The sequence below is a fragment of the Chryseobacterium sp. C39-AII1 genome (assembly GCF_039672645.1).
In the GTDB taxonomy this organism is placed as follows: Bacteria; Bacteroidota; Bacteroidia; order Flavobacteriales; family Weeksellaceae; genus Chryseobacterium.
The window spans coordinates 80,770-105,440 of the sequence record NZ_JBDFPQ010000004.1 but is presented as its reverse complement, the minus strand read 5'-3'; the positions used below and the strand labels follow the sequence as shown (position 1 = coordinate 105,440).

The following is a 24,671-nucleotide window of genomic DNA, read 5'->3' as shown; positions in this document are numbered from 1 at the left end:
TTTTTACGCGTATTAGAACAAAAATTAAACGCAAAAATCATTCCTTTTTATGAAATTTGAAAAGAAATCTTTAAAATTTTTAGAAAAATATCTAAATACATCTTCACCGACTGGTTATGAGCATAAAGGGCAGGAAGTCTGGATGGATTATATCAGACCGTATGTTGATAAAATCGAAATAGATCACTATGGAACCTGCTATGGAATCATCAATCCTGAAGCGGAATTTAAAGTGGTTATTGAAGCACACGCCGATGAAATTTCATGGTATGTGAATTATATCACCGATGACGGTTTAATCTATGTTATCAGAAACGGAGGTTCAGACCAAACAATCGCTCCATCGAAAGTGGTTCACATTCATGGTGAGAACGGAATTGTAAAAGGAGTTTTCGGATGGCCAGCTATTCACACAAGAGGAAATCAAAACGAACCGACTCCCAAGATTGAAAATATTTTTATCGATTGTGGAGCAACCTCAAAAAAAGAAGTAGAAGAACTGGGAATTTATGTAGGATGTATGATAACTTATCCTGATGAATTCTTTGAAATGAATGACAGATACTTCGTTTGCAGAGCTTTAGATAACAGAATCGGAGGATTTATGATCGCTGAAGTAGCAAGATTGTTAAAAGAGAACAAAAAAACGCTTCCGTTCGGATTGTATATTACAAATTCCGTTCAGGAAGAAGTTGGTTTGTATGGAGCAGATATGATTGCAGATACGATTAAACCAAATATTGCCATCGTTACAGACGTTACCCACGACACCACAACGCCGATGATCGAAAAGAAAAAAGAAGGAGACCAAAAATGTGGTGACGGACCTGTGGTTTTCTTTGCACCAAGTATTCATCATACTATTCGTGAGCTAATCATCGATACAGCCAAAAAGAAAGAAATTCCTTTCCAGAGAGCAGCGGCAAGCAGAGCCACAGGAACCGACACGGATGCTTTTGCACATTCTAACGGTGGAGTTCCGAGTGCATTAATCTCACTTCCATTACGTTATATGCATACAACGGTAGAAATGGTTTCTAAAGAAGATGTAGGAAATGTAATTAAATTAATCTACGAAACACTTCTGAAGATAAAGCCGGAAATGAAACTAAAGTATCATTAATAAAGTAAAAAGAGACAAATTAAAAGTATAAAAAGTAAAAATGAAAACGAAGCTTATTGCTCCTTCCCTTTTATCCGCAGACTTTGGGAACCTGCAAAGAGATATCGAGATGCTGAATAATTCTCAGGCTGACTGGTTTCATGTGGATGTGATGGACGGAAGATTTGTCCCTAACATTTCATTTGGATTTCCTGTTATGAAAACGGTGCAGCAACATGCTAAAAAGTTTGTTGATGTTCACTTAATGATTGTTGAGCCGGAAAAATATGTTGAAGAGTTTATCGATCATGGTGCAGACTTGGTTTCTGTTCATTATGAAGCTTGCGCTCACCTTCACAGAACGATTCATCTCATTCAGAGCAAAGGGGCAAAAGCCGGCGTTGTTTTGAATCCTTCTACTCCCGTTCTGATGTTGGAAGATATTATTGCAGATGTAGATTTGGTACTATTAATGAGTGTAAATCCAGGTTTTGGAGGCCAGAAATTTATTGAGAATACGTACAAGAAAATTGCTGAAACCAAAGATTTAATCTTGAGCAATAATTCAACGGCATTAATTGAAGTAGATGGTGGCGTAAATATCGACAATGCCGGAAAACTATTCGATGCCGGAGCTGATGTTTTAGTAGCCGGAAATGCTGTTTTCTCCTCTGAAATCCCTGAAAGAACGATAGAGCTTCTGAAAATTTAGTTATAATTAAATATGAACTTAATAAACCTCTATGAAATATCATTTTTATAGAGGTTTTAATTTTTAGGCAAATCAGCAACTACTATACAAGAAAAAACGCTCCTCAAAAAGAGAAGCGTTTTACTATTATTTAAAACTTTAGAAATTACAGTAACAAAGTTAAAGGGCTTTCTAAATATGTTTTTAAAGTTTGTAAGAACTGAGCACCAGTAGCACCGTCTACCACTCTGTGGTCACAAGCTAATGAAAGCTTCATGATGTTTCCAACTACGATTTGTCCGTTTTTCACAACAGGCTTCTCGATAATTGCTCCTACTGAAAGGATAGCAGCATTCGGTTGGTTGATGATACTTGTGAAAGTTTCAATTCCGAACATACCCAAGTTTGAGATTGAGAATGTAGAACCTTCCATTTCGTTAGCTTTAAGACCTTTGTTCTTCGCTCTTCCAGCCATATCTTTTACAGCAGCTGAAATCTGAGTATAAGTCATCTGGTCTGTATTCTTAAGAACCGGAACTACTAATCCATCAGGAATTGCAACTGCTACACCGATGTTGATATTTCCTCTGTGAATGATCTTATCACCTGCCCAGCTTGAATTTACCTGCGGGTGTTTTCTTAAAGCAACAGCAGTCGCTTTAATAATCATATCGTTGAAAGAAATTTTAGTATCCGGTAAAGAGTTGATCTCTTTTCTAGCCTCAATCGCTTTATCCATGTTGATTTCAACCATCAGATAATAGTGAGGTGCAGAGAATTTACTTTCAGAAAGACGCTTAGCGATAATATTTCTTACTTGTGAATTTTGAGATTCTGTATCTTCACCCTGAACGAAGCTTACGGCAACCTGAGCAGCAGCACTTGCCGCCGGAGCTGAAGCCGCTGTTTTCGCAGATGGCTGATAATTTTCAATATCTTTTTTAACGATTCTTCCGTTTTCACCAGAACCTTGTACAGAATTAATGTCAACACCTTTATCCTGAGCCATTTTCTTCGCTAATGGAGAAATTGCAACTCTGTCTGAAAATGAAGCACTTGCAGCTGGAGCCGCTTTTTCTTCTGCTTTAGCTTCCGTTTTTTGTTCAGCTGGTTTTTCTGATGAAGCAGCAGCCGGTTTTGCAGCCCCTACACCAGAAACATCTGTTCCTGCAGGGCCGATAATTGCCAATACTGAATCTACAGGAGCAGCTCCTCCTTCTTCAACACCTTGCTTCAATAATACTCCATTGAATTCAGATTCGAAATCCTGAACCGCTTTATCTGTTTCGATCTCAGCAAGAAGATCACCTTCTTTTACTGTATCGCCAACGTTTTTGTGCCATTTAGCCACTTTACCTTCTGTCATTGTATCAGAAAGTCTTGGCATTGTAATAACTTCTACTCCTGAAGGAACTTCAGCCGAAGCTTCCGGAGCAGCTGCAGCAGTTTCTGCTTGAGGCTCTTCTTTTTTATCTTCAGAAGCACTGGGAGCAGCAGCACTACCTGTTAATCCTGAAATATCTTCTCCTTCTTTACCGATAATCGCTAAAACTGAATCTACAACAGCCGCGTTACCTTCTTCTACACCAACGTATAAAAGAGTTCCTTCAACTTCAGATTCGAAATCCTGAACTGCTTTATCCGTTTCAATTTCAGCTAAAATATCTCCTTCCTTTACCTTGTCTCCTACTTTTTTATGCCATTTAGCCACTTTTCCTTCCGTCATTGTATCGGAAAGACGTGGCATTGTAATTACTTCTGCCATAATTTAATATGTATTAATTTGTTAATGTGGATGATGTGATGATAAGAAAAGTGAAAGATTGTTGTAACCTATCATATCATCGTATCAGCAAATTATTATTGATTTTCAAATTTATCTAAGAATGGATAATCTTCCTGAGCGTATACATATTCATATACTTTCTCTGCATCCGGGTAAGGAGAATTTTCCATAAATTCTACACACTCTTCAACAAAATCTCTGGATTTATTTTCTGTAGCATCCAATTCTTCTTCAGTAGCCCAGCCGTTTGATAAAATTCTTTGTTTAATCAATTCGATTGGGTCATCATTTTTATGAACAGCTACTTCTTCTTTAGATCTGTAAGGTTCTGCATCAGACATTGAATGACCTCTGTAACGGTAAGTTCTAGCCTCGATGAAAGTTGGTCCGTCTCCTCTTCTCGCTCTTTCGATAGCTTCGTAAGCAGCTTCCGCAACTTTTTCAGGATCCATAGCATCTACAGCAAGACAAGGCATTTCGTATCCTAATCCTAATTTGTAGATATCTTCGTGGTTAGCCGTTCTTTTTACAGAAGTTCCCATTGCATATTGGTTGTTTTCTACAACGAAGATTACCGGAAGCTTCCAGTTCATCGCCATGTTAAACGTTTCATGTAATGATCCCTGTCTAGCAGCTCCGTCTCCGAAGAAACAGATGTTTACCGCTTTTCTGTCATAATATTTATCTGCGAAAGCAATCCCTGCTCCCAAAGGAATCTGACCTCCTACAATACCATGACCTCCGTAAAAACGGTGCTCCTTGCTGAAAATGTGCATAGATCCACCCATACCTCCTGACGTACCTGTAGCCTTGCCACAAAGTTCTGCCATGATTCTTTTAGGATCTACTCCCATTGCCATCGGGTGAATGTGGCATCTGTAAGCAGTGATCATACTGTCTTTAGTTAAATCCATTGCATGCGCGAAACCAGCAGGGATAGCCTCCTGACCGTTATACAAATGTAAAAAACCTCTGATTTTTTGCTTTAGATAAAGAGAACGGCATTTGTCTTCAAACCTTCTCCACATTGTCATATCTTCATACCACTTCAGGTATACCTCTTTAGAAAATTCTTTCATGTGTTGAGCTCTTGCTTATTTATTATGAAATAGTAGAGCAAAATTATAAAAAAAACTTTGTTTTTATTGTATACATACCAATTGTTTTTTTGCTTATAGTGTTATATTTACATCATCAAACTTAAATATGGAAGAAAAACAGCCTTCAGCAGTACATAAAATTTCAAAAATTATTTCAGATTTTTTCAATCCTTTGGTTTCATTGTTTATATTTTTCTTGTATTCGAGCCTTAGAAATTCATCATTTCACAATTCTCTCACCTATTTTCTTCCAATTTTACTGATGATTATTGTTCCGGTAATTGTTTGGTTGGTGTGGAATGTAAAAACAGGAAGATACACGAATATGGATGTTTCTAATCGGGTTCAGAGAAAGACTCTGTATATTTTTATAGGAATTTGTGTAATCGCTTACATTGGCTTTAATTATTTTAAAAACGGGCTCATTGATCTTGTAATGTTATTTATTTTAATACTTCTTTTAGCATTACAGATCAGTAATTATTTCATCAAAAGCTCCATGCATACAGCTTTTAATATATTTGTTGCGGCTTTATTTTTTTCCTTAAATACAACATTTGGAATTGCCTGGTTGGGAATTGCTGCTTTGGTTGGCATTACACGAATTATTTTAAAAAGACACACTCCGAAAGAAGTATTTATGGGCGCTGCAATTGCTTTTATGGTATCTTTTCTTTACCTTTATTGCAATATACAGTTTCAACATTAAGAATTTAACATGAAAATAAATCATCTAACAGCGGCGGAAGAAAACTTAATGAAATTGCTTTGGAAGTTGGATTCCTTTTATTTAAAGGACGTTATGGAACAGCATCCAGAGCCGAAACCGCATCAAAATACCGTTTCTACTTATGTGAAAATATTGGTTGAAAAGGGATATTTATCAACTGAAAAACAAGGAAGAATCTTCAAATATTCTGTGGTTGTACCTTTAGAAGAGTATAAAAAATTCTTAATTAAAGAACTTTCCCTGAATTTCTTTAATGATTCAGGAAAAGAGATCTTGGAATTTTTATTTAATGAAAAAATGATTTCTCAGGAAGATCTTAAAGGTTATTTTGATCTTAAAATAGAGATAAAACCTGTAAAAGTTAAAGCAAAAGAACCTGAATTTGAATTCGCCAACGAAATCTTAAACCCTAAAAAAGATAAAAAGAAGGAAAAAGATAAGGACAAAAAGAAAAAGAAGAAAAAAGATTTAAAATAGAAAAACGCATTACAAAAAGTAATGCGTTTTGTATATTAACTTATCTACCGGTTCCTGAGCTCCAAATTGGAGAAGAATTTTGATAAATAACTAAATTTCCATCATTCTGAATATCTAATCTAGTTGCACCTCGTCTTGATGAATTGGAGCTCCAAACGGCTTTATTATAAGAATCATACACTACAAGATTTCCATCATCTTGAAATTCTGCTTTGCTTGCCTTATTCGTTGTCTGTGTAGACCAAATCGCTTGTCCGTTATTTCTTGACAATACCAAATTCCCATCATTCTGGAATACCAAATAAAAATTACGATTAGAAGAATATACTTTATTATTTCTTCTGAACTCATATCCCGGATTTACACTTCCACTTTCTCCCCTAAAACCCCATTTATTACCATTTCCATTACTATTTTTATTGGTATTAGAAGCCCATAAAGGGTTATTTCTATTATAAATTACAAGATTACCATCATCTTGTATCGCTAATCGATCTGCATTTCTTCCTCCAGTATTCGATGAGAATGCCACACCATTTCGATTCGTATAAACTACTAAGTTTCCATCATCCTGGAATACAGCTTTAGCACCTCTGTTCGTCGTTTTAGAATCCCAGATTGCTTTTCCAACTCTATTATAAAAAACTAAATTTCCATCATTTTGAAAAATTAGGTAAGATCTCTTATCATCAGCCCAATATTTTCTATTTTGATCAATATTTTGTCCTCTGTGAATACTTTGTGCATTAAGAAAAAACCCTAAAGACATAAAGAATGTCGTAAATATATATTTTCTCATTTTATAAATTTTTTATAAATCAAAAGTTTTCTAAAAGTATGCCAAAAATAATAACGTATCAAGAATTAATTATTAATTAAATGATTATTAGTAGAATTAAATTTTTTCATTTTTGAATTATACAAAAAAGAAGCTGCAGAAACCTACAACTTCTTAATAATTAAAAAAGCGGTCTTTTAAGATCGCTTCTATTTTTTACCAACGTTTTCCTCCGCCGTTGTTTCCGCCACCACGGTTTCCACCGCCATAGCTTCCACCTCCGTTTCCGCCTCTGTTGTTTCCATAACCACCACCTCTGTTGTTATCGAAACTTCTTCTTGGCTTCTCTTCTCTTGGTTTAGCCTCAGATACGTTAAGTGTTTTTCCGTTAAATTCTTTCTGGTTAAGAGCTTCAATAGCTTGTGCTCCTTCTTCATCACCCATTTCAACAAAACCAAATCCTCTTGAGCGACCAGTTTCTCTGTCTAATACAATTTTAGCTGATGCTACATCGCCAAATTCTGCAAATAAATCGTGCAACTCGTATTCTTTTGTTGCGTAATTGATGTTTGAAACAAAAATGTTCATTTTAAAAAAAAATTAAATAATTAATAATAATTTGGTATATAAAAGAAAAACAACATAAATTAATGAACAAATATTGATTCCAAATATAAACAGCTGCAAGATACAATTATTAATTTCAAATCAAAACATTTTTAAAAATAATTTCAATATAATTTTCAGCTTATTTTTTATTTTGTTAAATAGTATTAATTTATCAATAAATATTTATGAATATTCGTTAAAAAATCAATAATCAGCATATAATTATAATAATTCTATCCTATATTTATTTAAATAAAAATCCTTTTTACCTAGTTTTCATGGTATTTTAGTTCAGGTTTTAGTTAAAATAAAACTCATTGAGAAAATAAATCACTTTCTTTTAATAACTAAATACAAATCCTTTGATAAAGCCAGTTTTTAAAGCTAAATTTGCAGCAGAAAAATTCAAATTATGAACTATCACACTAGAAAATGGGTAAAACCAGAAGATTTAAACCCAAACCAATCACTTTTTGGAGGAAGATTATTACAATGGATCGATGAAGAAGCAGCTTTATATGCTGTGATTCAGCTTGAAAATAAAAAAGTGGTAACAAAATTTATTTCGGAAATCAACTTTGTAAGTTCAGCAAAACAAGGCGATATTATCGAAATCGGAATTGAAGTGACAAAATTCGGTTCCACATCGCTTACTTTGGCTTGTGAAGTACGAAATAAAATGACACACCAGACTATTATCACGGTCGACAGAATTGTAATGGTAAATCTTGATCAGGATGGAAATCCGGCACCACATGGAAAAACACAAGTAGAATTTGTGAAAGACCGACTAAGCAACAAAGATTCTATATGAAAATCTTTATAAAAAATATGGTCTGCGGCAGATGTATTTCTGCTGTTGAAAGTATTTTTAATGATAATAATATTAAGGTTAAAAATATTAATCTTGGTGAAGTTGAAACAGAGTCAGAAATTTCAGAAACGAACTTGCTAGTGTTAGAAAAATGCTTACAGAAAACCGGTTTTGAAAGAATAAAAGACTCTGCTCATCAACTTATCGAAAAAATTAAAAACCTGATTATTGTAAAAATCAGCGAATTGGATATTGATGAAAATTTTCTTTTATCCGAGTTTTTAAGTTCAAAACTTCACAAAGATTACAGTTCGCTTTCCAAAACATTTTCACAAAACGAAAATATCACTTTAGAGCAGTTTTTTATTCTTCAAAAAATTGAAAAGGTAAAAGAGTTGCTTCTTTATAATGAATTCACTTTAACAGAAATCGCAGGAAAATTGGGTTATAAAAGCGTTCAGCACTTATCTTCTCAATTCCGAAATAGCACAGGCTTCACTCCTACTGAGTTTAAAAAACTTAAAGTACACAATAGAAAACCACTTGACCAAGTCTGATTGAGTTTGAGGGTTATAGTGTCTTAGCGTTGTAGAGTTGTAGAAATTCACTCTAATACTCTCAAACCCTACCACTCTACGACTCTAAAACTTCAACAAAATTCTGTAAACTTATTCCTTATATTTATAACACGTTTCCATTTGCATGTTGGAAATTTGTAGTATAAATTAAAAGGATCATGAACAAACAATATAAAATCCTCGGAATGACCTGTTCCGGTTGTCAGAAAAAGATTTCTGAAAAACTAAACAGCATCGAAGGTATAAAAGCGGATGTTAATTTAGAAAACAACACCGTAACCATTTCTTCCGAGAAAGAATTTGAATTAAATACTTTAAATAAAGCGTTAGAAGAAATCGGAAATTACAAATTAGAAGATCCAAATAATCCTGATAAAGCTTTCATCAAGCCACAAGACAGGGTTTCACCTTCTTCGGTTTATTATTGTCCGATGGAATGTGAAGGCGATAAAGTGTATTTTCAACAAGGAAAAAGATGTCCGACCTGTAATATGTTTTTGGTTCCGATTGAGGAAAAATTAGCCAAAGACCCCAATTTTAAACCTACCTATTCTAAAACAAATCTTCCCGAAAATTTTAAAGATAATATCGGAAAATATTACTGCCCGATGTTCTGCGAAAGTGATAAGGTTTATGACAGCAATGTAAGCTGCCCCGTTTGTCATATGCATTTAGAGGAAATAACCGAAAATTTGGTTAAAAATGCAGGAACTCATTCACACAATCATTCTCATGATCACAGTCACCATCATCACGAAGCACCAAAAGTAACGGATGAAATGGCAGGAAAATATTATTGTCCGATGTATTGCGAAGGAGACAAAGTGTACGACAGCAATGTTGGATGCCCTGTTTGCGGAATGGATTTGGTGAAATATCCGGAGAAAAAAGTCGCAAAATACACCTGCCCCATGCATCCGGAAATTATTCAGTATGAACCTGGCAATTGTCCGATTTGTGGGATGGATTTGGTAAGAATGCCTGACAAGGACGATGAAGAGGACGAAACGTACAATATTTTAAAGAAAAAATTTTTCATTTCTTTAGGTTTCACCATTCCAGTTTTCATTCTTTCAATGGGTGGAATGTTTATTAATTTTCCTTTTTCACATCAAATTCAGGGATTTTTTGAATTGATTTTAACACTTCCTGTTTTATTTTATTCAGGTTGGTTTTTGATGAAAAGAGGCTGGGTTTCCTTCAAAACTTGGAACTTAAATATGTTCAGTTTAATTGTTTTGGGAGTTGCCGCCGCGTTCATTTTCAGCATTGTTGCTTTGGCTGTTCCAGATATTATTCCGCATGAAATTCGCGGTCATAATCATGAAATTCCTTTGTATTTTGAAGCTGTTTGTGTGATTTTAACATTGGTGATTTTAGGTCAGTTGATGGAAGCTGCTGCGCATAAGAAAACAGGGAATGCCATTCGTGAACTGATGAATTTATCTCCCGATGAAGCTAATCTTATCATTAATGGAGAAGAAAAAAAAGTATTGCTTTCTCAGGTTAAAATCGGTGATTTATTAAAAGTAAAACCCGGTGAAAAAATTCCTGTTGACGGAAAAATTACAGAAGGAAATTCTTATGTTGACGAAAGCATGATCACGGGCGAACCGATTCCTGTTGAGAAAAGTATTGACGATAAAGTTTCTTCCGGAACGATCAACGGAAATCAGGTTTTTATTATGAAAGCTGAAAAAGTAGGTGATGAAACTTTACTTTCACAAATCATAAAAATGGTAAACGAAGCCAGCCGAAGCAAAGCGCCGATTCAGAAACTGACAGATAAAGTGGCAAAAGTTTTTGTCCCCACTGTTATTTTAATTGCTATTCTGACCTTTATTTTATGGCAATTTTTCGGTCCCGAAGGTCAAAAAACATTATTTGCATTTATTAATGCCGTGGCTGTTTTAATTGTGGCTTGTCCGTGTGCTTTAGGTTTGGCAACGCCGATGTCTTTGATGGTCGGAATTGGTAAAGGCGCAAAAAATGGTATTTTAATTAAAAATGCCGAAGCTCTCGAACAAATGAATAAAGTGAATGTTCTGATTACCGATAAAACAGGAACTTTAACGGAAGGAAAACCTTCTGTAGAACATATTGAAACGATTAATAATGATCAGAATTCAATCTTAAAATTAGCCTATTCTTTAAATCAAAATTCAGAACATCCGTTGTCAAATGCGGTGATTAAAAAGGCTCAAGACGAAAATATTTTAGCTGAAAAAGTTGAGCAATTTGAAAATATTTCTGGAAAAGGCGTAAAAGGAAATATTCATGGAAAAACTGTTTATCTTGGAAACGAAAGTTTATTGACTTCCCATCAAATTACAATTCCCGAAAATTTAAAGCAAAAGGCAATTAAAGTTCAAGAAAAAGCACATACAATTTCTTATGTTGCTAAGGAAAATGAAGTGTTAGGATTCATTAGTTTTACTGATAAAATCAAAGGAAGTTCTAAAAAAGCGGTTCAGCAACTATTAAGCGAAGGAATCGATGTAATCATGATGACCGGAGATAATGAACATACCGCGAAAGCTGTGGCAGACGAGTTGGGAATCAAACATTTTAAAGCCAATTGTCATCCCGAAGATAAATTAAATGAAGTTAAAAAACTGCAACACCAAGGAAAAATCGTCGCAATGATCGGCGATGGAATTAATGACTCTCCTGCCCTTGCTCAAGCCAATATCGGGATTGCGATGGGAACAGGAACCGATGTTGCCATTGAAAGTGCCGAAATTACTTTATTAAAAGGCGATATTTTAGGTGTTGCCAAAGCAAAGTTACTAAGCGAAAAGCTTCTCAAAAATATAAAGGAAAATCTGTTTTTTGCTTTTATTTATAATGTATTAGGTGTTCCGATTGCGGCAGGATTATTATATCCTTTCTTCGGAATTCTTTTATCACCAATGATTGCCGCGGCGGCGATGAGTTGCAGTTCTCTATCTGTGATTTTAAATTCTTTACGACTGAATTCTGTAGATTTAAATGTGAAAAATTAAATACAAAAATTCCCCGAAAGATAATTTTCGGGGAATTTTTTAATATGTTCTTGCTATTACAAAAGCTTTAATAATTCTTCTGCAACCTTCTCTGAAGAAGCAGGATTTTGCCCTGTCACCAATATTCCGTCTACTACAGCATAAGGGTTCCAGTCTTCAATTTTGCTATAATTTCCACCATTTTTTTTAAGCATATCTTCTACCAAAAATGGAACAATATCCGTTAATTGAACAGCATCTTCTTCTGTATTGGTAAATCCGGTTACATTTTTACCTTTCACCAAATATTCTCCATTGATTTTCACATCTTTCAGAACACCTGGAGCATGACATACAAAACCAACAGGTTTATTGCTTGTATAAAAATTCACAATCAGCTGTTGAGAAAACTGATCTTCAGCCAAATCCCATAACGGCCCGTGACCTCCGGGATAAAATACAGCATCATAATCTTTACTGTCAACGCTGGAAAGCACAAGCGTGTTTTCTAATTTATTCTTCAAAACGGCATCATTATCCATTCTTCGCGTAGCATCTGTCTGAGAGGCAGGATCTTCACTTTTAGGATCGATAGGCGGCAGACCTCCTTTTGGAGAAGCAATCGTAAGTTCTACGCCTTTGTCTGATAAAGCATAATAAGGTGCGGCAAGTTCTTCCGTCCAAAATCCTGTTTTTAATCCTGTATTTCCTAATTCGTCGTGGCTCGTAAGCACAAATAAAACTTTTTTGTTCATTTTACTATTTTATTAATTAATAGTACAAAGTTGGTGCTATTCGTGAATTTAAAACAGGATAAAAGTCACATATTTTCTGTGATGAATGTCACAATTTATTTGAAATTCTACTTAAAGTTTCCCTTGAAATACCCAAATAAGAAGCAATAATCGTTTTAGAAATTCTTTGAAGAAGCTGCGGATACTGAAGAGAAAACTGCTCAAAACGTTCTTTAGCATTAGTGGTAAGCAATGATAAAATTCTCTGCTGCAACGCGACATAACCAAAACTATTTTTTAGCCTGAAGAAATGCTCTATCTTATGATTTTCAGCACATATTTTCTCTAAATTTTCTTTTGAAATATAAACCAATTCCACATCTTCCAGACAATCAATCGTCATTACAGATGGCATATTATTATAAAATGAATTAAAATCTGAAACCCACCAATCCTCCATCGCAAACTGAGCAATATGCTCTTTGCCTTCCTGATCGATGAAAGAAGCTTTCAAAAGACCTTTGATGACAAAATAAATATGAGTTACCTGTTCATTTTCCTGTATTAAAAATTGATGTTTTTTAAGCTTTTTATGCTTGAAAAAAGAATTTACATATTCAAATTCTTCATCGGTAAGAGGTACTATTTCATCAAAATGTTTTCGCAGTTCTGGACTCATCAGGATCTGAATATTTTCTAATGACTCAAATATACGAATCAAACTCCTTTAGATAAAGTAAAAAAATTAAAATTTTAAAATAAAACTCTTTACAAATCAATTATCATAAACTGGTATTTTGATTTTTTTTAACTTTTTATTAAAGATCTTTTTATCAATTTTTAATCATAAAATGTTTATATAAAATCATAATCATTTTTCAGGTAAAAACCACTCAAAATAAAGTTATTAAAATATCCTTAAAAAGTGAAAATTAATGAAAATATGGCATATAATTTGATCAAAATTCAGCAGGAAATTTAACATATTTTAACATCACAAATTCCTTTCAAATTTTATGAGAAAAACTTTTGCGGAAAAGTCTAGAAACAAGACTTTTCTTGGGATGATTGCATTGATGAGTGCAACTTCAATTATACTTAACGGTTGTAACCGACAAATCGACAAAAAAGATTCAGAAAGCCTGATTTCAAATAATTATCCCGACGCAAAAATTGTCCCCAAAGCTGATGATGAAAGTGTAGTTACCGATAAAAGAGTGATTTATCTTACATTTGATGACGGCCCAAATCAGGGAACAGAAAACCTTCTCAAAATTCTTAATAAAAGAAATGTTGTTGCCACTGCCTTTGTAGTCGGGCAGCATGCTTATGGCAGTAAAAAGCAAAAAGACGATATGGAGCTTTTAAAGAAAGATCCGTTGATCGAATTGGCTAATCACAGCTTTACACACGCACACAACAAATACAGCGATTTTTATAAAAATTATGAAGCCGTTGTCAGAGATTTCGATGCAGCAAGAGACAGCTTAAAACTATATGATAAAATTGCAAGAACGCCCGGAAGAAATATCTGGAGGCTGAAAAATATTAACATTACCGATATTAAAAGTTCAACACAGGCAGCCAACAGGTTAAAACAAGCCGGCTACAAAGTCGTGGGTTGGGATTTGGAATGGAAACCTACCAATAAAATGGCTTTAAAAGGTAGTCATGAAGCCATGCTAAAAAAGGTCGACAGTATATTTTTCAATGATCTGGAAAAAACATCAAGACATCTTGTTTTTCTTACCCACGATCAATATTTAACCGATGCTGATTCTATTAATGAATTAGACCTATTTATTGAAAAGTTGCAGAAAACCAACCGATTTGTCTTTAGAAAAATTTCAAAATATCCTGAGATTAATGAAATTTTAAATTAATTTCTTGATTTAAAATACAGATGCTTCGACTTTGCTCAGCATGACATTTCTAATACTATCCGTTATATTTTAGCGGAAAATTTAGAGCAATGTCTTACTGGCTTTATCGAAGCATTTTTTTTAGTGAAATCCTATAATCAAACAACTAAGAACCATAAACCATCAACTAAATTCACATTTCATTCGTTTTTTGCTTTTAAAATTCAGAAATTTGCAATTATGAGTATTCAGGAAAATTACAACGATATAAAAAGCCAACTCCCTTCCGATGTTCAGTTGGTTGCGGTTTCAAAAACACATCCGGTTTCGGCGATTCAGGAAGTCTATGATCTTGGACAAAGAGTTTTTGGTGAAAATAAAGTTCAGGAAGTTGTGGAAAAATATCCGCTTCTTCCCAAAGACATTCAGTGGCATCTGATTGGGCATTTACAAACGAATAAAGTGAAATATATTGCGGAGTTTGTAGATACTATCCAAAGTGTAGATTCTGAGAAATTGCTGTTGGAAATTAATAAAGAAGCCGTAAAACATAGCCGAACGATTAAAGTATTGCTTCAGGTAAAAATTGCTGAAGAAGATACAAAATTCGGTTTGGAGATTGAAGAGGCGAAAAATTTGTTTCAAAAATACATCAACGGACAATTTTCAAATGTGGAAATCACAGGTTTAATGGGAATGGCAACCTTTACAGACGATAAAAACCAGGTTAAAAAGGAATTTTTAACGCTGAAAAGAATTTTTGATGAATTAAATCAACTAAAATCTTTAGAAACATTATCAATGGGAATGAGTGATGATTTCCCGATTGCCATTGAAGCGGGCGCTAATTCCGTTCGTGTAGGTTCGGCAATTTTTGGTAGAAGAGATTATTCAAAATAAAAGATTTAGGTATAGTTTTTGCTAATAATTCAATCAAAAAAATCTAAATTTGCACCTATGCAAAAAATCCTTATTGTAGAAGACGAAAAAGCAATCTCGGGAGTACTTCACAGTATTCTTTCAGACGAACTGAGTGATTATGAATTTGTAATCGCCGAAGACGGGCTGGAAGGCTACAAACATATTGAAAAAGAAGACTTCGCGTTGGTAATTTCTGATATTAAAATGCCTAAACTTTCGGGTACCGAACTTTTAAAGCAAAGCATGGCTTTAAAACCTGAAACTACTTTTATTATGATTTCAGGGCACGCAGATATTGACTCTGCCGTTTCTTGCTTGAAAGAAGGCGCTTATGATTTCATTTCCAAGCCTATTGACATCAACCGTTTGATTACAAGCGTAAAAAATGCTTTGGCAAAGGAAACTTTGAAGAAAGAAAACAAAAATCTTCAGACTGAAAACAAAACATTAAAGAAAAAAGTCAATAAAAAATACCAGATGATCGGTCAGTCTTCTGAATTACAGAAAATTCAGGATATGATTGAAAAAGTAGCTGCTTCCGATGCCAGAGTTTTAATCACAGGTCCTAACGGAGCCGGAAAAGAACTTGTAGCACACGCAATTCACAATCAGAGTGAAAGAGCAAGAGGCCCAATGGTAGAGGTTAACTGTGCTGCTATTCCGTCTGAACTTATTGAGTCTGAACTTTTCGGTCACGTAAAAGGATCTTTTACGGGAGCTATTAAAGATAAGCAGGGAAAATTTGAGCAGGCTAACGGAGGTACTATTTTCTTAGATGAGATCGGAGATATGAGCTTAATCGCTCAGGCAAAGGTTTTGAGAGCATTACAGGAAAGCAAAGTTTCTCCTGTGGGAAGTGATAAGGAAATAAAAGTTGATGTAAGAGTGCTTGCAGCAACCAACAAGAATATGCAGAAAGAAATTGAAGCAGGGAGATTCAGAGAAGACCTTTATCACAGACTTTCTGTAATCGAGATCTACGTTCCGCCATTGGATGACAGAAAAGAAGACATTCAGTTATTGGTAGAGCATTTCTCAGGAATGATCGCTGACGAGCATGGTAATGCATCGAAAAAATTTGACGATAAGGCTATTGATGCATTAAAAGCATTGTCGTGGACTGGAAATATCAGGGAATTGAGAAACGTTGTAGAAAGGTTAATTATTTTAGGAGGAAGCACTGTATCCGCCGAAGACGTTGCAAGTTTTGTAAGGAAATAATTTAATTATTATTTAAAATAAATTATAAAAATTTGCAGTAACATTACTGCAAATTTTTTTTTGATCTAAACTACTATATATGAATAAACTATTATGAACTTTTTAAATAAAAAATATACAAAAGAATGCCTTACTTTGGCTCTTCCTGTGATGTTAACACAGGTGGGGCAAGTCTCGGTGAATTTATTCGACAATATTATTGTCGGACAATTATTAGGTGCAGATGCGCTGGCGTCTGTTTCGTTGGGGAACGCGGTGTTTTTCTCCGTGTTTGTATTGGCATTGGGATTCTCTTTTGCCATTCCGCCATTGGTTTCTCAGGCGCACTCTCAGAATGATCATAAAACGATCAACTCTGTTTTCAGTCACGGATTCATCATCAATATGTCGGTTGGGATTTTACTGATGGGGTTATTGCTACTGGCAATGCCACTACTCTATCATTCCGGGCAGCCGGCAAAGATCATCCCGGATACAGTAGATTTCCTAACTATTATGTTGATTAGCATAGTGCCTTTCATGGCATTTCAGACGTTGCGAGAAGTTTCCGAAGGATTATCGTATACGATTGGGGTTACAAAAGCAACCATTATTGCGAATGTCATCAACATTGTTTTAAACTATGTGTTTATCAAAGGACTTTGGATCTTCCCTGAAATGGGTGTAAAAGGTTCTGCCTTGGCGAGTTTGATTTCTAGAGTTTTCATGGTAATATTCCTGTATTTTGTTTTATTAAATGAAAAAAAAACAAAGCAGTACATCAAAGATTTTTCTCTAAAAATGGAAGTTTTTTCAAAAAAAATGTTTGATAAAATGCTGAGATTGGGATTACCAACTGCTTTACAGATGTTCTTTGAAGTAACCGCATTTGCAGGAGCCGCTTTCATCTGTGGTTTAATTTCCGCGCACGATATTGCTTCTCACCAGATCGCGTTGAGTATGGCTTCATTCACCTTTAATTTATGTATTGGTTTCAGTGTGGCATCAACTGTAATGATCGGAAGAAAACTAGGCGAACAAAACTTCATCGAACTAAGACAAATAGGAATCAACAACTTGAAAATTGCATTCATTTTCATGTGTATTTGTGGTATCATATTTATTTTAGGAAGAAATATCCTTCCGACTTTCTTTACTAAAAAAGAGGAAGTAGAAGTAATTACATTAGCTTCAAAATTAATGATTATCGCTGCTTTATTCCAGCTTTCAGACGGAATTCAGGTAACAGCCTTGGGAATGCTGAGAGGTTTGCAGGATGTAAAAATCCCTTCTATTTATACCTTTATCGCGTATTGGATAATCACAATTCCATTAGGTTATTTCCTTTGTGTAACCTTGAAAATGGGAGCTTTCGGAATGTGGATTGCGCTAGGATTAGGATTAACAGTTTCTGCAGTGATGCTCGTCAAACGATTTTTAAATATGTCTGCAAAAAGAATAAAGCAGAATGCATAAAGAAAATGCCGCCTCAATAGTTGAGGCGGTATTTTTTATTTTAATTTTTCATACTTTTGTCATATTCAAAAAATAAATATGAATAGTATAAGCTGTTTGCCTCCTCCAGTGATCTAATATTTTCAAGTTCAATTTGAAGTATTTTTGTTGATAGAATAATTCTAGTCAATAGATATTTTACGCTTCAAATTAGTCTAAAATATTAATTATTCACTTTTACAAACAGTTCATTTTCTAATGAAAAAATCATATTTATTATTGCATCTGGCCGTAATCTTGGCCGGATTTACAGGTGTATTCGGAAAACTGATTTCTCTTAATGAAGGTCTTTTGGTTTGGTACCGACTTTTATTTTCTTCAATTATTTTATTTGTTATTTTGAAATTATTGAAAATTTCAGTCAAAATTTCAACTCAAAAAAAATTACAAATTTCGAAGGTTGGATTATTAATTACCTTACATTGGATCTTTTTTTACGCAAGCATCAAATATTCAAATATTTCCATCGGGGTAGTTTGCTATTGCCTGACCAGTTTTTTTACCGCAATATTTAAACCTTTAATTGATAAAGAAAAATTTAAAATTTCAGAATTATTTCTTAGTGCACTGACCCTTTTAGGAATCAGTTTGATTTTTCATTTTGATGCTTTTTATCAATTAGGAATCGGTTTAGGAGTTATTTCATCGGCGTTGGGGGCATTGTACACAATTTATAACAACCGTTTGGTTCAACATTTCGATTCTAAAGTAATCAATTATTATCAAATGATTGCCGGAACAATTGTTCTTGGGCTTTTCATGCCTGTTTACCTTTACTTCTTCCCTGTCCAAACTGTTATTCCGAGTACAAAAGATATTGGCTACTTAATTTTTCTGGCATCGTTTTGCACGGTTGGTCTTTATGTTATATTCGCTGAAGTACTAAAAAAAATTCCGGCATTTACTGTCAATCTTACTTTTAATCTGGAACCGATTTATGCGATCATTATGGCATTTTTATTCTTTAATGAAAGTAAAGAAGTAAATATTTCATTTTATATAGGACTCTCATTTATAGTAGCTTCTGTAATTTTGCAAACTTTGATTTCTATTAAAAGAAAATAAAAAATTCCACAGGTTTATACAGATTTTAAATCTGTGGAAACTTTTATATGTTGAAAATTATTAAATTTACTTCCAAGCATTCTGCAAAATTCATTATGAAAAAGAAACTAACTTCAGAGCAAACAGAAGAACTTTTAAAAATTTTAAAAGCTCGTTTTGAAAAAAATATAAATCGTCATAAAGACTTAGATTGGAAAAAAATTCAATCAAAATTAGAAAACAATCCGGAAAAACTTTGGTCATTATTTCAAATGGAAGAAACCGAAGGCGAACCTGATATTGTAGCCCATGATAAAAAAACAGATGAATATTTGTTCTTCGACTGTTCTCCAGAAAGTCCGAAACGTAGAAGTTTATGTTACGATTATCCCGCATGGGAAGCCAGAAAGGCAAATAAACCGGAAAGTAATGCCATCGACAAAGCATCTGAAATGGGCATTGAAATTTTAAATGAAGAACAATACCGCCAACTTCAGAAATTAGGAAAGTTTGATTTAAAAACATCAAGTTGGATAAAAACTCCAGAAAATATCCGAGAATTAGGTGGGGCAATTTTCTGTGATCGTCGTTACAATACCGTTTTCACTTATCACAATGGCGCTGATTCTTATTATGCAGCACGCGGTTTTCGTGGATGTTTGAAAGTGTAAAAAGTTATAAACTATAAATGTGGAGTTACGAAAAAAACTCGTAACTCACTTTTCTTCTATTTAGTATTTTTCAACCAGGGAGATTCTACACTCCAAAATATGATGTTAACTCCAAGATAGTTTTCAGCATAATTCACAAATTCTTCTTTTGTGAAAGGCTTTTTCGTTTTCGGGTTTTTATAAGTTAAAGTCGGTTCCTGAACGGCCATTGCTACCAAAGATAATTTTCCTTTATATTTATTAAAAAACGGATAAGAGTTTTTCATTTGTGCATTTTTATTTGGAACAATATCGGGCCCTCCTAATCCAACGTTATTTTTATTCGCAAAATCAAATAATCTCGACATATATTGATGGTCATTTTCCCATTCACATGGAAAAAAATTCACATACTGTAAAACATAAGATTTTTTAAAAGCACTTCTTGCAAACTTCAAATTATCAAGTTCAGCCTGAAAATATTTATCACAGCTAAAATCTGTCTTGTCTCGCTTCATGTCAATATCAATTGCAGTTTCTGGTAAATTAATTCCCTGAATTTTCCCGTCAAACTTTTTTGCCAACTCTCCTATTAATTTTTGATATCTTTGTCGAACAGCAGAATTCCATTGTATTGTTACCCAGCCATTTCCGATTGGTTTATTTTCTCCCGGATTATCATATTGAGCTACCAACCCTCCTCCATACTCTTTGTCATTTAATATATAATCAGGAACATATCTCGCTTTTGGTTCAAAAAAACGATCTTGTAGTTGAATGAATAATTTTCTATTAAGCTTAGTTAAATATTCCAAATCTTTTTCAATTCTTGAAAAATCATAAATATCTTTCGCGGTTTCCAATGAACGCCAATTGTAAACAATTTGTACTCCGCCAATATCTTTTCTTGTGATCATCTTTTCAATTTTTTGTAAATCTCCGGATGAAGTGTAAATGTAATTTTGTGGAGTTTGCGCTTTCGAAAAATTTAATCCTAAAATTAGAAGGATGAAAACACTAACTTTCAATATTCTTTTCATAATTGCTCTTTTACTACTTACCATCATTTTTCATGCCCATTTTATTTTTCCGCTGTACTGGAAAATATTCGGGAAGAAATTTTTTAAGCGATTCTCATCGATTAGAAAATTTTATTAAAAAACAAACTTTTTCTTTAAAATTTAAAGTCACAATTTATTTTATTTTAAAAATTATTTTTATTTACATTAATTTATCTTCATATATAAATACATTCATTATTTTAGCAATTGAAATATGATTTAACATAACAATTAGATATGAAAAAATTGATCTTATTAAGTTCTTTTTCTGTATTATTGCTTAACTGCAACAAAAAACCGGAAGCCCCAGTGGCTGAAACGCCATCAACAGATACCAGCGAAACCACTGAAAAAGTGGTTGATACATTAGGTGCAAAATCTTTCTGCTATATGGGAATAACCGGAAAAGACACTGTTTTTGTAAGTATTGATGATAATCTAGGAACTATTACAGGAAAAATGGCAACAAAAAATAGTGAAAAAGATAGTAACAAAGGTGACTTATCAGGATTTAAATCTGGCGATACGCTCAAGTTGACTTACGAATTCGCAGCAGAAGGAACAACAGGAAATAAAAATGACATCTATTTTCTTCAGACAAGAGACGGTTTGGTTGAAGGAATCGGACAAAGAGATACTGAAACAGGAACGAAATATGTGAGCGAGAAAAATATAAGATATGCCGGAGGAAATAATTTAAAATCAACTGATTGCAAAATAGTTGCAAAAGCATTAAAATAAAATTTAAATTATTCTCTAAATATAGATATAATTTGTAAGATATTTGTTGCAATAGGTTTCCACACTTATCAATAACAAATATTATTAAGAACTATGCAAACTTTAAATTTTAAACCATTTGATTGAAGGAATTAAGAAAATTCTTCAGGAAAATTAAAATATTCAAAAAGAAAAACAGCCTATTTTTAGGCTGTTTTTTAATTTATTATAATTCATTTTTAATAATTTCAATAAAATCATTAATAGGTTCATCACCTGTATTCCAGGAAGTTATTAAACGAATAGCTGAAAATTCTGAATCTATTTTTTTCCAAATATAAAATTCAAATTTTTCGGATAATTTTTGAATTAAATCATTACTTAAAATCGGAAAAATCTGGTTGGTATACGTATCGGAAAGAAACTGAATTCCTTTTTCCCTCATTGCATTTTTAATTTTCATGGCCTGCTGATTCGCCTGTTTCGCTAGATCAAAATAAAGATCATTTTTCATCAATTCTAAAAATTGAATTCCTAGTAATCTTCCTTTTGCCAAAAGCGCTCCCTTTTGTTTGATATTAAAAGCAAAATCCTGCTGAAGTTCCTGATTATTAATGATAATTGCTTCTCCGATCAATGCTCCGTTTTTGGTTCCGCCTAAATAGAAAACATCCGTAAGTTCTGCTACTTTTTCTAAGGTAAGATCGCTGATTTCTGCCTTTAAACCATGTCCCAATCTCGCGCCATCCATAAATAAATACAACTTATTTTCTTTACAAAAAGCCGAAAGTTCTTCTAATTCTTTCAATGTGTAAATCGTTCCCAACTCCGTAGAATTAGAAATATAAACCAGTTTAGGCATTACCTGATGAGGAACATTTCGATGACTTTCCAAAACAGGAATAATATCTGCAGGAGTTAGTTTTCCGTCTTCTTTTTCTATCCCTAAAATTTTATGTCCGGTTGCTTCAATAGCTCCGGTCTCATTATTCAAAATATGTCCTGTTGTCGCAGAAGCTACACATTGGTAAGGTCTTAAGATAGAATAAATTACAATTAAATTAGCCTGAGTTCCGCCTGAAACAAAATAAATTTCAGAATGAGGACTTTTCATTTTTTCTTTGATCAAATCTTTAGCCTTTAGAGAATATTCATCTTCTCCGTAACCTGCCTGCTGATCAAGATTATGCTGTAAAAGTGCCTGTAAAATAGTAGGATGACAACCTTCTGAATAGTCGTTTTTGAATGAAAATTTCATACTGTAAAATTAAAAAAACTTAAAATAACAAGAGTAGATTATTCATATTATTTTGTTAGATTTGTAATGAAAATCATCTAACATTTTGAAAACAACATTAACAGAAGAAAACTATCTTAAGGCTCTGTTTCATTTGGTAGACAATGAAAGTAAGGTAACAATTAACGAACTCAGTAAATTTTTATCCGTAAAAATGCCGAGCGTTAATAATATGATGAAGAAATTTGCAGACAAAGGCTGGGTGGTTTACGAAACCTATAAACCTCTGATCGTTACTGAAAAAGGAAGACGAGAAGCTGCTTTGGTTGTAAGAAAGCACCGATTAACCGAAATGTTTTTGGTGAAAAAAATGAATTTCGGTTGGGAAAATGTACATGAAATTGCGGAACAACTGGAACACGTACACTCTACTATTTTCTTTGATAAGATGGATGAAATTCTTGATCATCCGAAATTTGACCCTCATGGCGAACCTATTCCCGATAAAGACGGAAATATTATTGCCCAGGATCTTCAAAAATTGAGTTCCTGTGAACTGAACGAAACCGTTGTATTCGCTTCTGTCACGCTTTCTGATGATGCTTTTTTAAATTATTTAACGGAAAGAAATTTACTGCTGAATAAGAAAATTAAGATCGTTAAAATAGAAAACTTTGACAAATCCATTACGGTGGAAGTTGATGGAAAACAGGAAGTTTTAAGCAAAAAAGCAACAGAAAAGATATTGGTAAAAAAATGAATTTTTAACCATTAAGATTTAATTTTAGAAATTAAAAATATTAAGTTGGAATCATAGCCTTAATCTCTTAATCAAATCTTAATGGTTTAATCTAAATTATTTTAAACTATTCTTCAAAATTTCGGAAACTTTTTCAATCTCGTCTATCGTATTAAAATAATGTGGAGACAATCGTACAATTCCATTAATATTTTTATTGGTAAAATCAATTAATGCTGAATTTTTATAAGTTACCGAAAAGAATATATTATTTTCTTTCAACACTTTTTGGATGTTTTCTAAATTTCCGTCGGGTCCAGAAAAAGTAATAATACTGCTTAAATGATTTCCCAGATCCCAAATCTGGAAACCACTTTCTTTAAGGTTATTTCTTAATATTCCGGATAGATTTTTATTATAATTTTCAATTTGATCTAAACCAATTTGATTTGCATACTTTATTGCTTGTGTAAAACCAAACAGGGAAGCGTAAGATATTTCCCAATGCTCAAATCTTTTTGCAGTTTTAAACAATTCATAATCATCAAATTCTGACCAATGAGCACCTCTCATATCCAATAATAAAGGGGCATAATTTTGCTCCAAAACTTTGTCTGAAACATATAAAAATCCCGTTCCTCTAGGACCTCTCATAAATTTTCGGCCAGTTGCTGTAAGGAAATCACAACCTATTTTTTCGACATCAACCTCCATTTGACCAACAGATTGGCAGGCATCAACCAAATATAAAACATCATATTGCTTACAAATTTTTCCGACCGCCTCCACATCCTGAATCAATCCGGAATTGGTGGGAATATGAGTAACAGCAACTAACTTCGGTTGATGTTTTTTAATTAAATTTTCAAGATCTTCCAAATCCAGTTCATTATCTGAAAGATTTTTCGTTCTGACGATTTTTACATTTAATTTTTTCTGAAGCGAAATGAATACAATCTGATTAGAAATATAATCATCAACGGTTGTAATAATAACATCTCCTTCTTTAAAAATGATACTCGACAAAGCCTTTGCATAAGCATCCGTAGCGCTTGTTGCAAAAGCAATATTAGAAGATTTAGTATTAATCAGTTTAGCTGTTTCTTCATAAAATTCTTCTAAAAAAGCTTCATTTTTTGCCGCAACAATATATCCTCCGGTTTGCTCTTCCTGCTGTAAATAATCAATCATTGAATCGACAACAACTTTAGGCATTAATGAAGAACCCGCATTGTTTAGAAATATTTTCCTGTCTTCCAAACCTCTGATGCCTTGTCTTATTTTATCTAAGTTCATTTTTTATGATTTTTTATGATTTTTTTCTCTCGTGGATTTTGCA

24 protein-coding genes are annotated in these 24,671 nt (G+C 33.5%); 15 read left to right on the top strand and 9 right to left on the bottom strand.

What is annotated here, in order from left to right; translation table 11 throughout:
• Positions 1 to 49 precede the first annotated feature (49 nt).
• Positions 50 to 1,123 (top strand): M42 family peptidase, encoded by a 1,074-nt coding sequence (locus ABEG63_RS08500; RefSeq protein WP_346584150.1) that lies wholly within the window; start codon positions 50 to 52, stop codon positions 1,121 to 1,123.
• Positions 1,124 to 1,163: 40 nt separating this feature from the next.
• Positions 1,164 to 1,814, top strand: a complete 651-nt coding sequence (gene rpe / locus ABEG63_RS08495) for a ribulose-phosphate 3-epimerase (protein ID WP_346584149.1) — start codon at positions 1,164 to 1,166, stop codon at positions 1,812 to 1,814.
• Between the two features lie 145 nt (positions 1,815 to 1,959).
• Here rpe and ABEG63_RS08490 read toward each other — a convergent pair whose 3' ends face one another.
• Together ABEG63_RS08490 and pdhA are read right to left on the bottom strand one after the other, a co-directional pair.
• Entirely contained in the window at positions 1,960 to 3,558 is a 1,599-nt protein-coding gene (locus ABEG63_RS08490) for a 2-oxo acid dehydrogenase subunit E2 (protein WP_346584148.1), read from the bottom strand.
• 95 nt (positions 3,559 to 3,653) lie between these two features.
• Positions 3,654 to 4,658 (bottom strand): pyruvate dehydrogenase (acetyl-transferring) E1 component subunit alpha, encoded by a 1,005-nt coding sequence (gene pdhA / locus ABEG63_RS08485; protein WP_346584147.1) that lies wholly within the window; start codon positions 4,656 to 4,658, stop codon positions 3,654 to 3,656.
• A gap of 127 nt (positions 4,659 to 4,785) precedes the next feature.
• On the opposite strand from pdhA, the gene ABEG63_RS08480 reads away from it, so the two are divergent.
• Positions 4,786 to 5,388 (top strand): ABC transporter permease, encoded by a 603-nt coding sequence (locus ABEG63_RS08480; RefSeq protein WP_346584146.1) that lies wholly within the window; start codon positions 4,786 to 4,788, stop codon positions 5,386 to 5,388.
• 9 nt (positions 5,389 to 5,397) lie between these two features.
• Entirely contained in the window at positions 5,398 to 5,886 is a 489-nt protein-coding gene (locus ABEG63_RS08475; RefSeq protein WP_346584145.1) for a BlaI/MecI/CopY family transcriptional regulator, read from the top strand.
• A 40-nt stretch (positions 5,887 to 5,926) separates the two neighbouring features.
• On the opposite strand, the gene ABEG63_RS08470 is transcribed toward ABEG63_RS08475, so the two are convergent.
• A complete protein-coding gene (locus tag ABEG63_RS08470) occupies positions 5,927 to 6,685 on the bottom strand; it encodes a bulb-type lectin domain-containing protein (protein WP_346584144.1) in 759 nt (252 codons plus the stop codon).
• A 195-nt stretch (positions 6,686 to 6,880) separates the two neighbouring features.
• Positions 6,881 to 7,252: an RNA-binding protein gene (locus tag ABEG63_RS08465; protein ID WP_346584143.1), complete on the bottom strand. Its 372-nt coding sequence runs from the start codon at positions 7,250 to 7,252 to the stop codon at positions 6,881 to 6,883.
• 433 nt (positions 7,253 to 7,685) lie between these two features.
• On the opposite strand from ABEG63_RS08465, the gene ABEG63_RS08460 reads away from it, so the two are divergent.
• The 3 genes from ABEG63_RS08460 (at position 7,686) to ABEG63_RS08450 (ending at position 11,670) form a co-directional block, all read left to right on the top strand.
• Positions 7,686 to 8,087 carry a hotdog domain-containing protein gene (locus tag ABEG63_RS08460; protein WP_267403011.1) on the top strand — a complete coding sequence of 134 codons (402 nt, stop codon included), beginning with the start codon at positions 7,686 to 7,688 and terminating at the stop codon, positions 8,085 to 8,087.
• Positions 8,084 to 8,644 (top strand): AraC family transcriptional regulator, encoded by a 561-nt coding sequence (locus ABEG63_RS08455; protein WP_346584142.1) that lies wholly within the window; start codon positions 8,084 to 8,086, stop codon positions 8,642 to 8,644. The genes ABEG63_RS08460 and ABEG63_RS08455 overlap by 4 nt, the downstream gene beginning before the upstream one ends.
• Positions 8,645 to 8,823: 179 nt before the next feature.
• Positions 8,824 to 11,670 carry a heavy metal translocating P-type ATPase gene (locus ABEG63_RS08450; protein WP_346584141.1) on the top strand — a complete coding sequence of 949 codons (2,847 nt, stop codon included), beginning with the start codon at positions 8,824 to 8,826 and terminating at the stop codon, positions 11,668 to 11,670.
• Between the two features lie 56 nt (positions 11,671 to 11,726).
• On the opposite strand, the gene ABEG63_RS08445 is transcribed toward ABEG63_RS08450, so the two are convergent.
• Complete coding sequence (locus tag ABEG63_RS08445; RefSeq protein WP_346584140.1) at positions 11,727 to 12,404, bottom strand: type 1 glutamine amidotransferase domain-containing protein; 678 nt, start codon at positions 12,402 to 12,404, stop codon at positions 11,727 to 11,729.
• Between the two features lie 88 nt (positions 12,405 to 12,492).
• On the bottom strand, positions 12,493 to 13,062 hold the full coding sequence (locus ABEG63_RS08440) for a Crp/Fnr family transcriptional regulator (protein WP_346584139.1): 570 nt from the start codon (positions 13,060 to 13,062) through the stop codon (positions 12,493 to 12,495).
• 337 nt (positions 13,063 to 13,399) lie between these two features.
• On the opposite strand from ABEG63_RS08440, the gene ABEG63_RS08435 reads away from it, so the two are divergent.
• The 6 genes from ABEG63_RS08435 (at position 13,400) to ABEG63_RS08410 (ending at position 19,596) form a co-directional block, all read left to right on the top strand.
• The gene (locus tag ABEG63_RS08435; protein WP_346584138.1) at positions 13,400 to 14,266 is read left to right on the top strand and encodes a polysaccharide deacetylase family protein; all 867 of its coding nucleotides are present in this window, start codon (positions 13,400 to 13,402) and stop codon (positions 14,264 to 14,266) included.
• A 219-nt stretch (positions 14,267 to 14,485) separates the two neighbouring features.
• The gene (locus tag ABEG63_RS08430) at positions 14,486 to 15,145 is read left to right on the top strand and encodes a YggS family pyridoxal phosphate-dependent enzyme (RefSeq protein ID WP_346584137.1); all 660 of its coding nucleotides are present in this window, start codon (positions 14,486 to 14,488) and stop codon (positions 15,143 to 15,145) included.
• Between the two features lie 57 nt (positions 15,146 to 15,202).
• Complete coding sequence (locus tag ABEG63_RS08425; RefSeq protein ID WP_267403004.1) at positions 15,203 to 16,387, top strand: sigma-54 dependent transcriptional regulator; 1,185 nt, start codon at positions 15,203 to 15,205, stop codon at positions 16,385 to 16,387.
• Positions 16,388 to 16,480: 93 nt separating this feature from the next.
• The gene (locus tag ABEG63_RS08420; protein ID WP_346584136.1) at positions 16,481 to 17,842 is read left to right on the top strand and encodes an MATE family efflux transporter; all 1,362 of its coding nucleotides are present in this window, start codon (positions 16,481 to 16,483) and stop codon (positions 17,840 to 17,842) included.
• A gap of 237 nt (positions 17,843 to 18,079) precedes the next feature.
• A complete protein-coding gene (locus ABEG63_RS08415) occupies positions 18,080 to 18,946 on the top strand; it encodes a DMT family transporter (protein ID WP_346584134.1) in 867 nt (288 codons plus the stop codon).
• A 95-nt stretch (positions 18,947 to 19,041) separates the two neighbouring features.
• Positions 19,042 to 19,596 (top strand): DUF4256 domain-containing protein, encoded by a 555-nt coding sequence (locus ABEG63_RS08410; protein ID WP_346584133.1) that lies wholly within the window; start codon positions 19,042 to 19,044, stop codon positions 19,594 to 19,596.
• 56 nt (positions 19,597 to 19,652) lie between these two features.
• Here the strand turns inward: ABEG63_RS08410 and ABEG63_RS08405 are convergent, their stop codons facing one another.
• The gene (locus ABEG63_RS08405) at positions 19,653 to 20,615 is read right to left on the bottom strand and encodes a hypothetical protein (protein ID WP_346584132.1); all 963 of its coding nucleotides are present in this window, start codon (positions 20,613 to 20,615) and stop codon (positions 19,653 to 19,655) included.
• Positions 20,616 to 20,873: 258 nt separating this feature from the next.
• On the opposite strand from ABEG63_RS08405, the gene ABEG63_RS08400 reads away from it, so the two are divergent.
• Positions 20,874 to 21,377 (top strand): hypothetical protein, encoded by a 504-nt coding sequence (locus ABEG63_RS08400; RefSeq protein ID WP_346584131.1) that lies wholly within the window; start codon positions 20,874 to 20,876, stop codon positions 21,375 to 21,377.
• Between the two features lie 205 nt (positions 21,378 to 21,582).
• Here ABEG63_RS08400 and ABEG63_RS08395 read toward each other — a convergent pair whose 3' ends face one another.
• Positions 21,583 to 22,614 carry an aminotransferase class V-fold PLP-dependent enzyme gene (locus ABEG63_RS08395; RefSeq protein ID WP_346584130.1) on the bottom strand — a complete coding sequence of 344 codons (1,032 nt, stop codon included), beginning with the start codon at positions 22,612 to 22,614 and terminating at the stop codon, positions 21,583 to 21,585.
• A gap of 85 nt (positions 22,615 to 22,699) precedes the next feature.
• Between ABEG63_RS08395 and ABEG63_RS08390 the strand changes: the two genes are divergently transcribed.
• A complete protein-coding gene (locus tag ABEG63_RS08390) occupies positions 22,700 to 23,353 on the top strand; it encodes a metal-dependent transcriptional regulator (protein ID WP_346584129.1) in 654 nt (217 codons plus the stop codon).
• Positions 23,354 to 23,449: 96 nt separating this feature from the next.
• Here the strand turns inward: ABEG63_RS08390 and ABEG63_RS08385 are convergent, their stop codons facing one another.
• On the bottom strand, positions 23,450 to 24,628 hold the full coding sequence (locus ABEG63_RS08385) for an aminotransferase class V-fold PLP-dependent enzyme (protein WP_346584128.1): 1,179 nt from the start codon (positions 24,626 to 24,628) through the stop codon (positions 23,450 to 23,452).
• Positions 24,629 to 24,671: the final 43 nt, after the last annotated feature.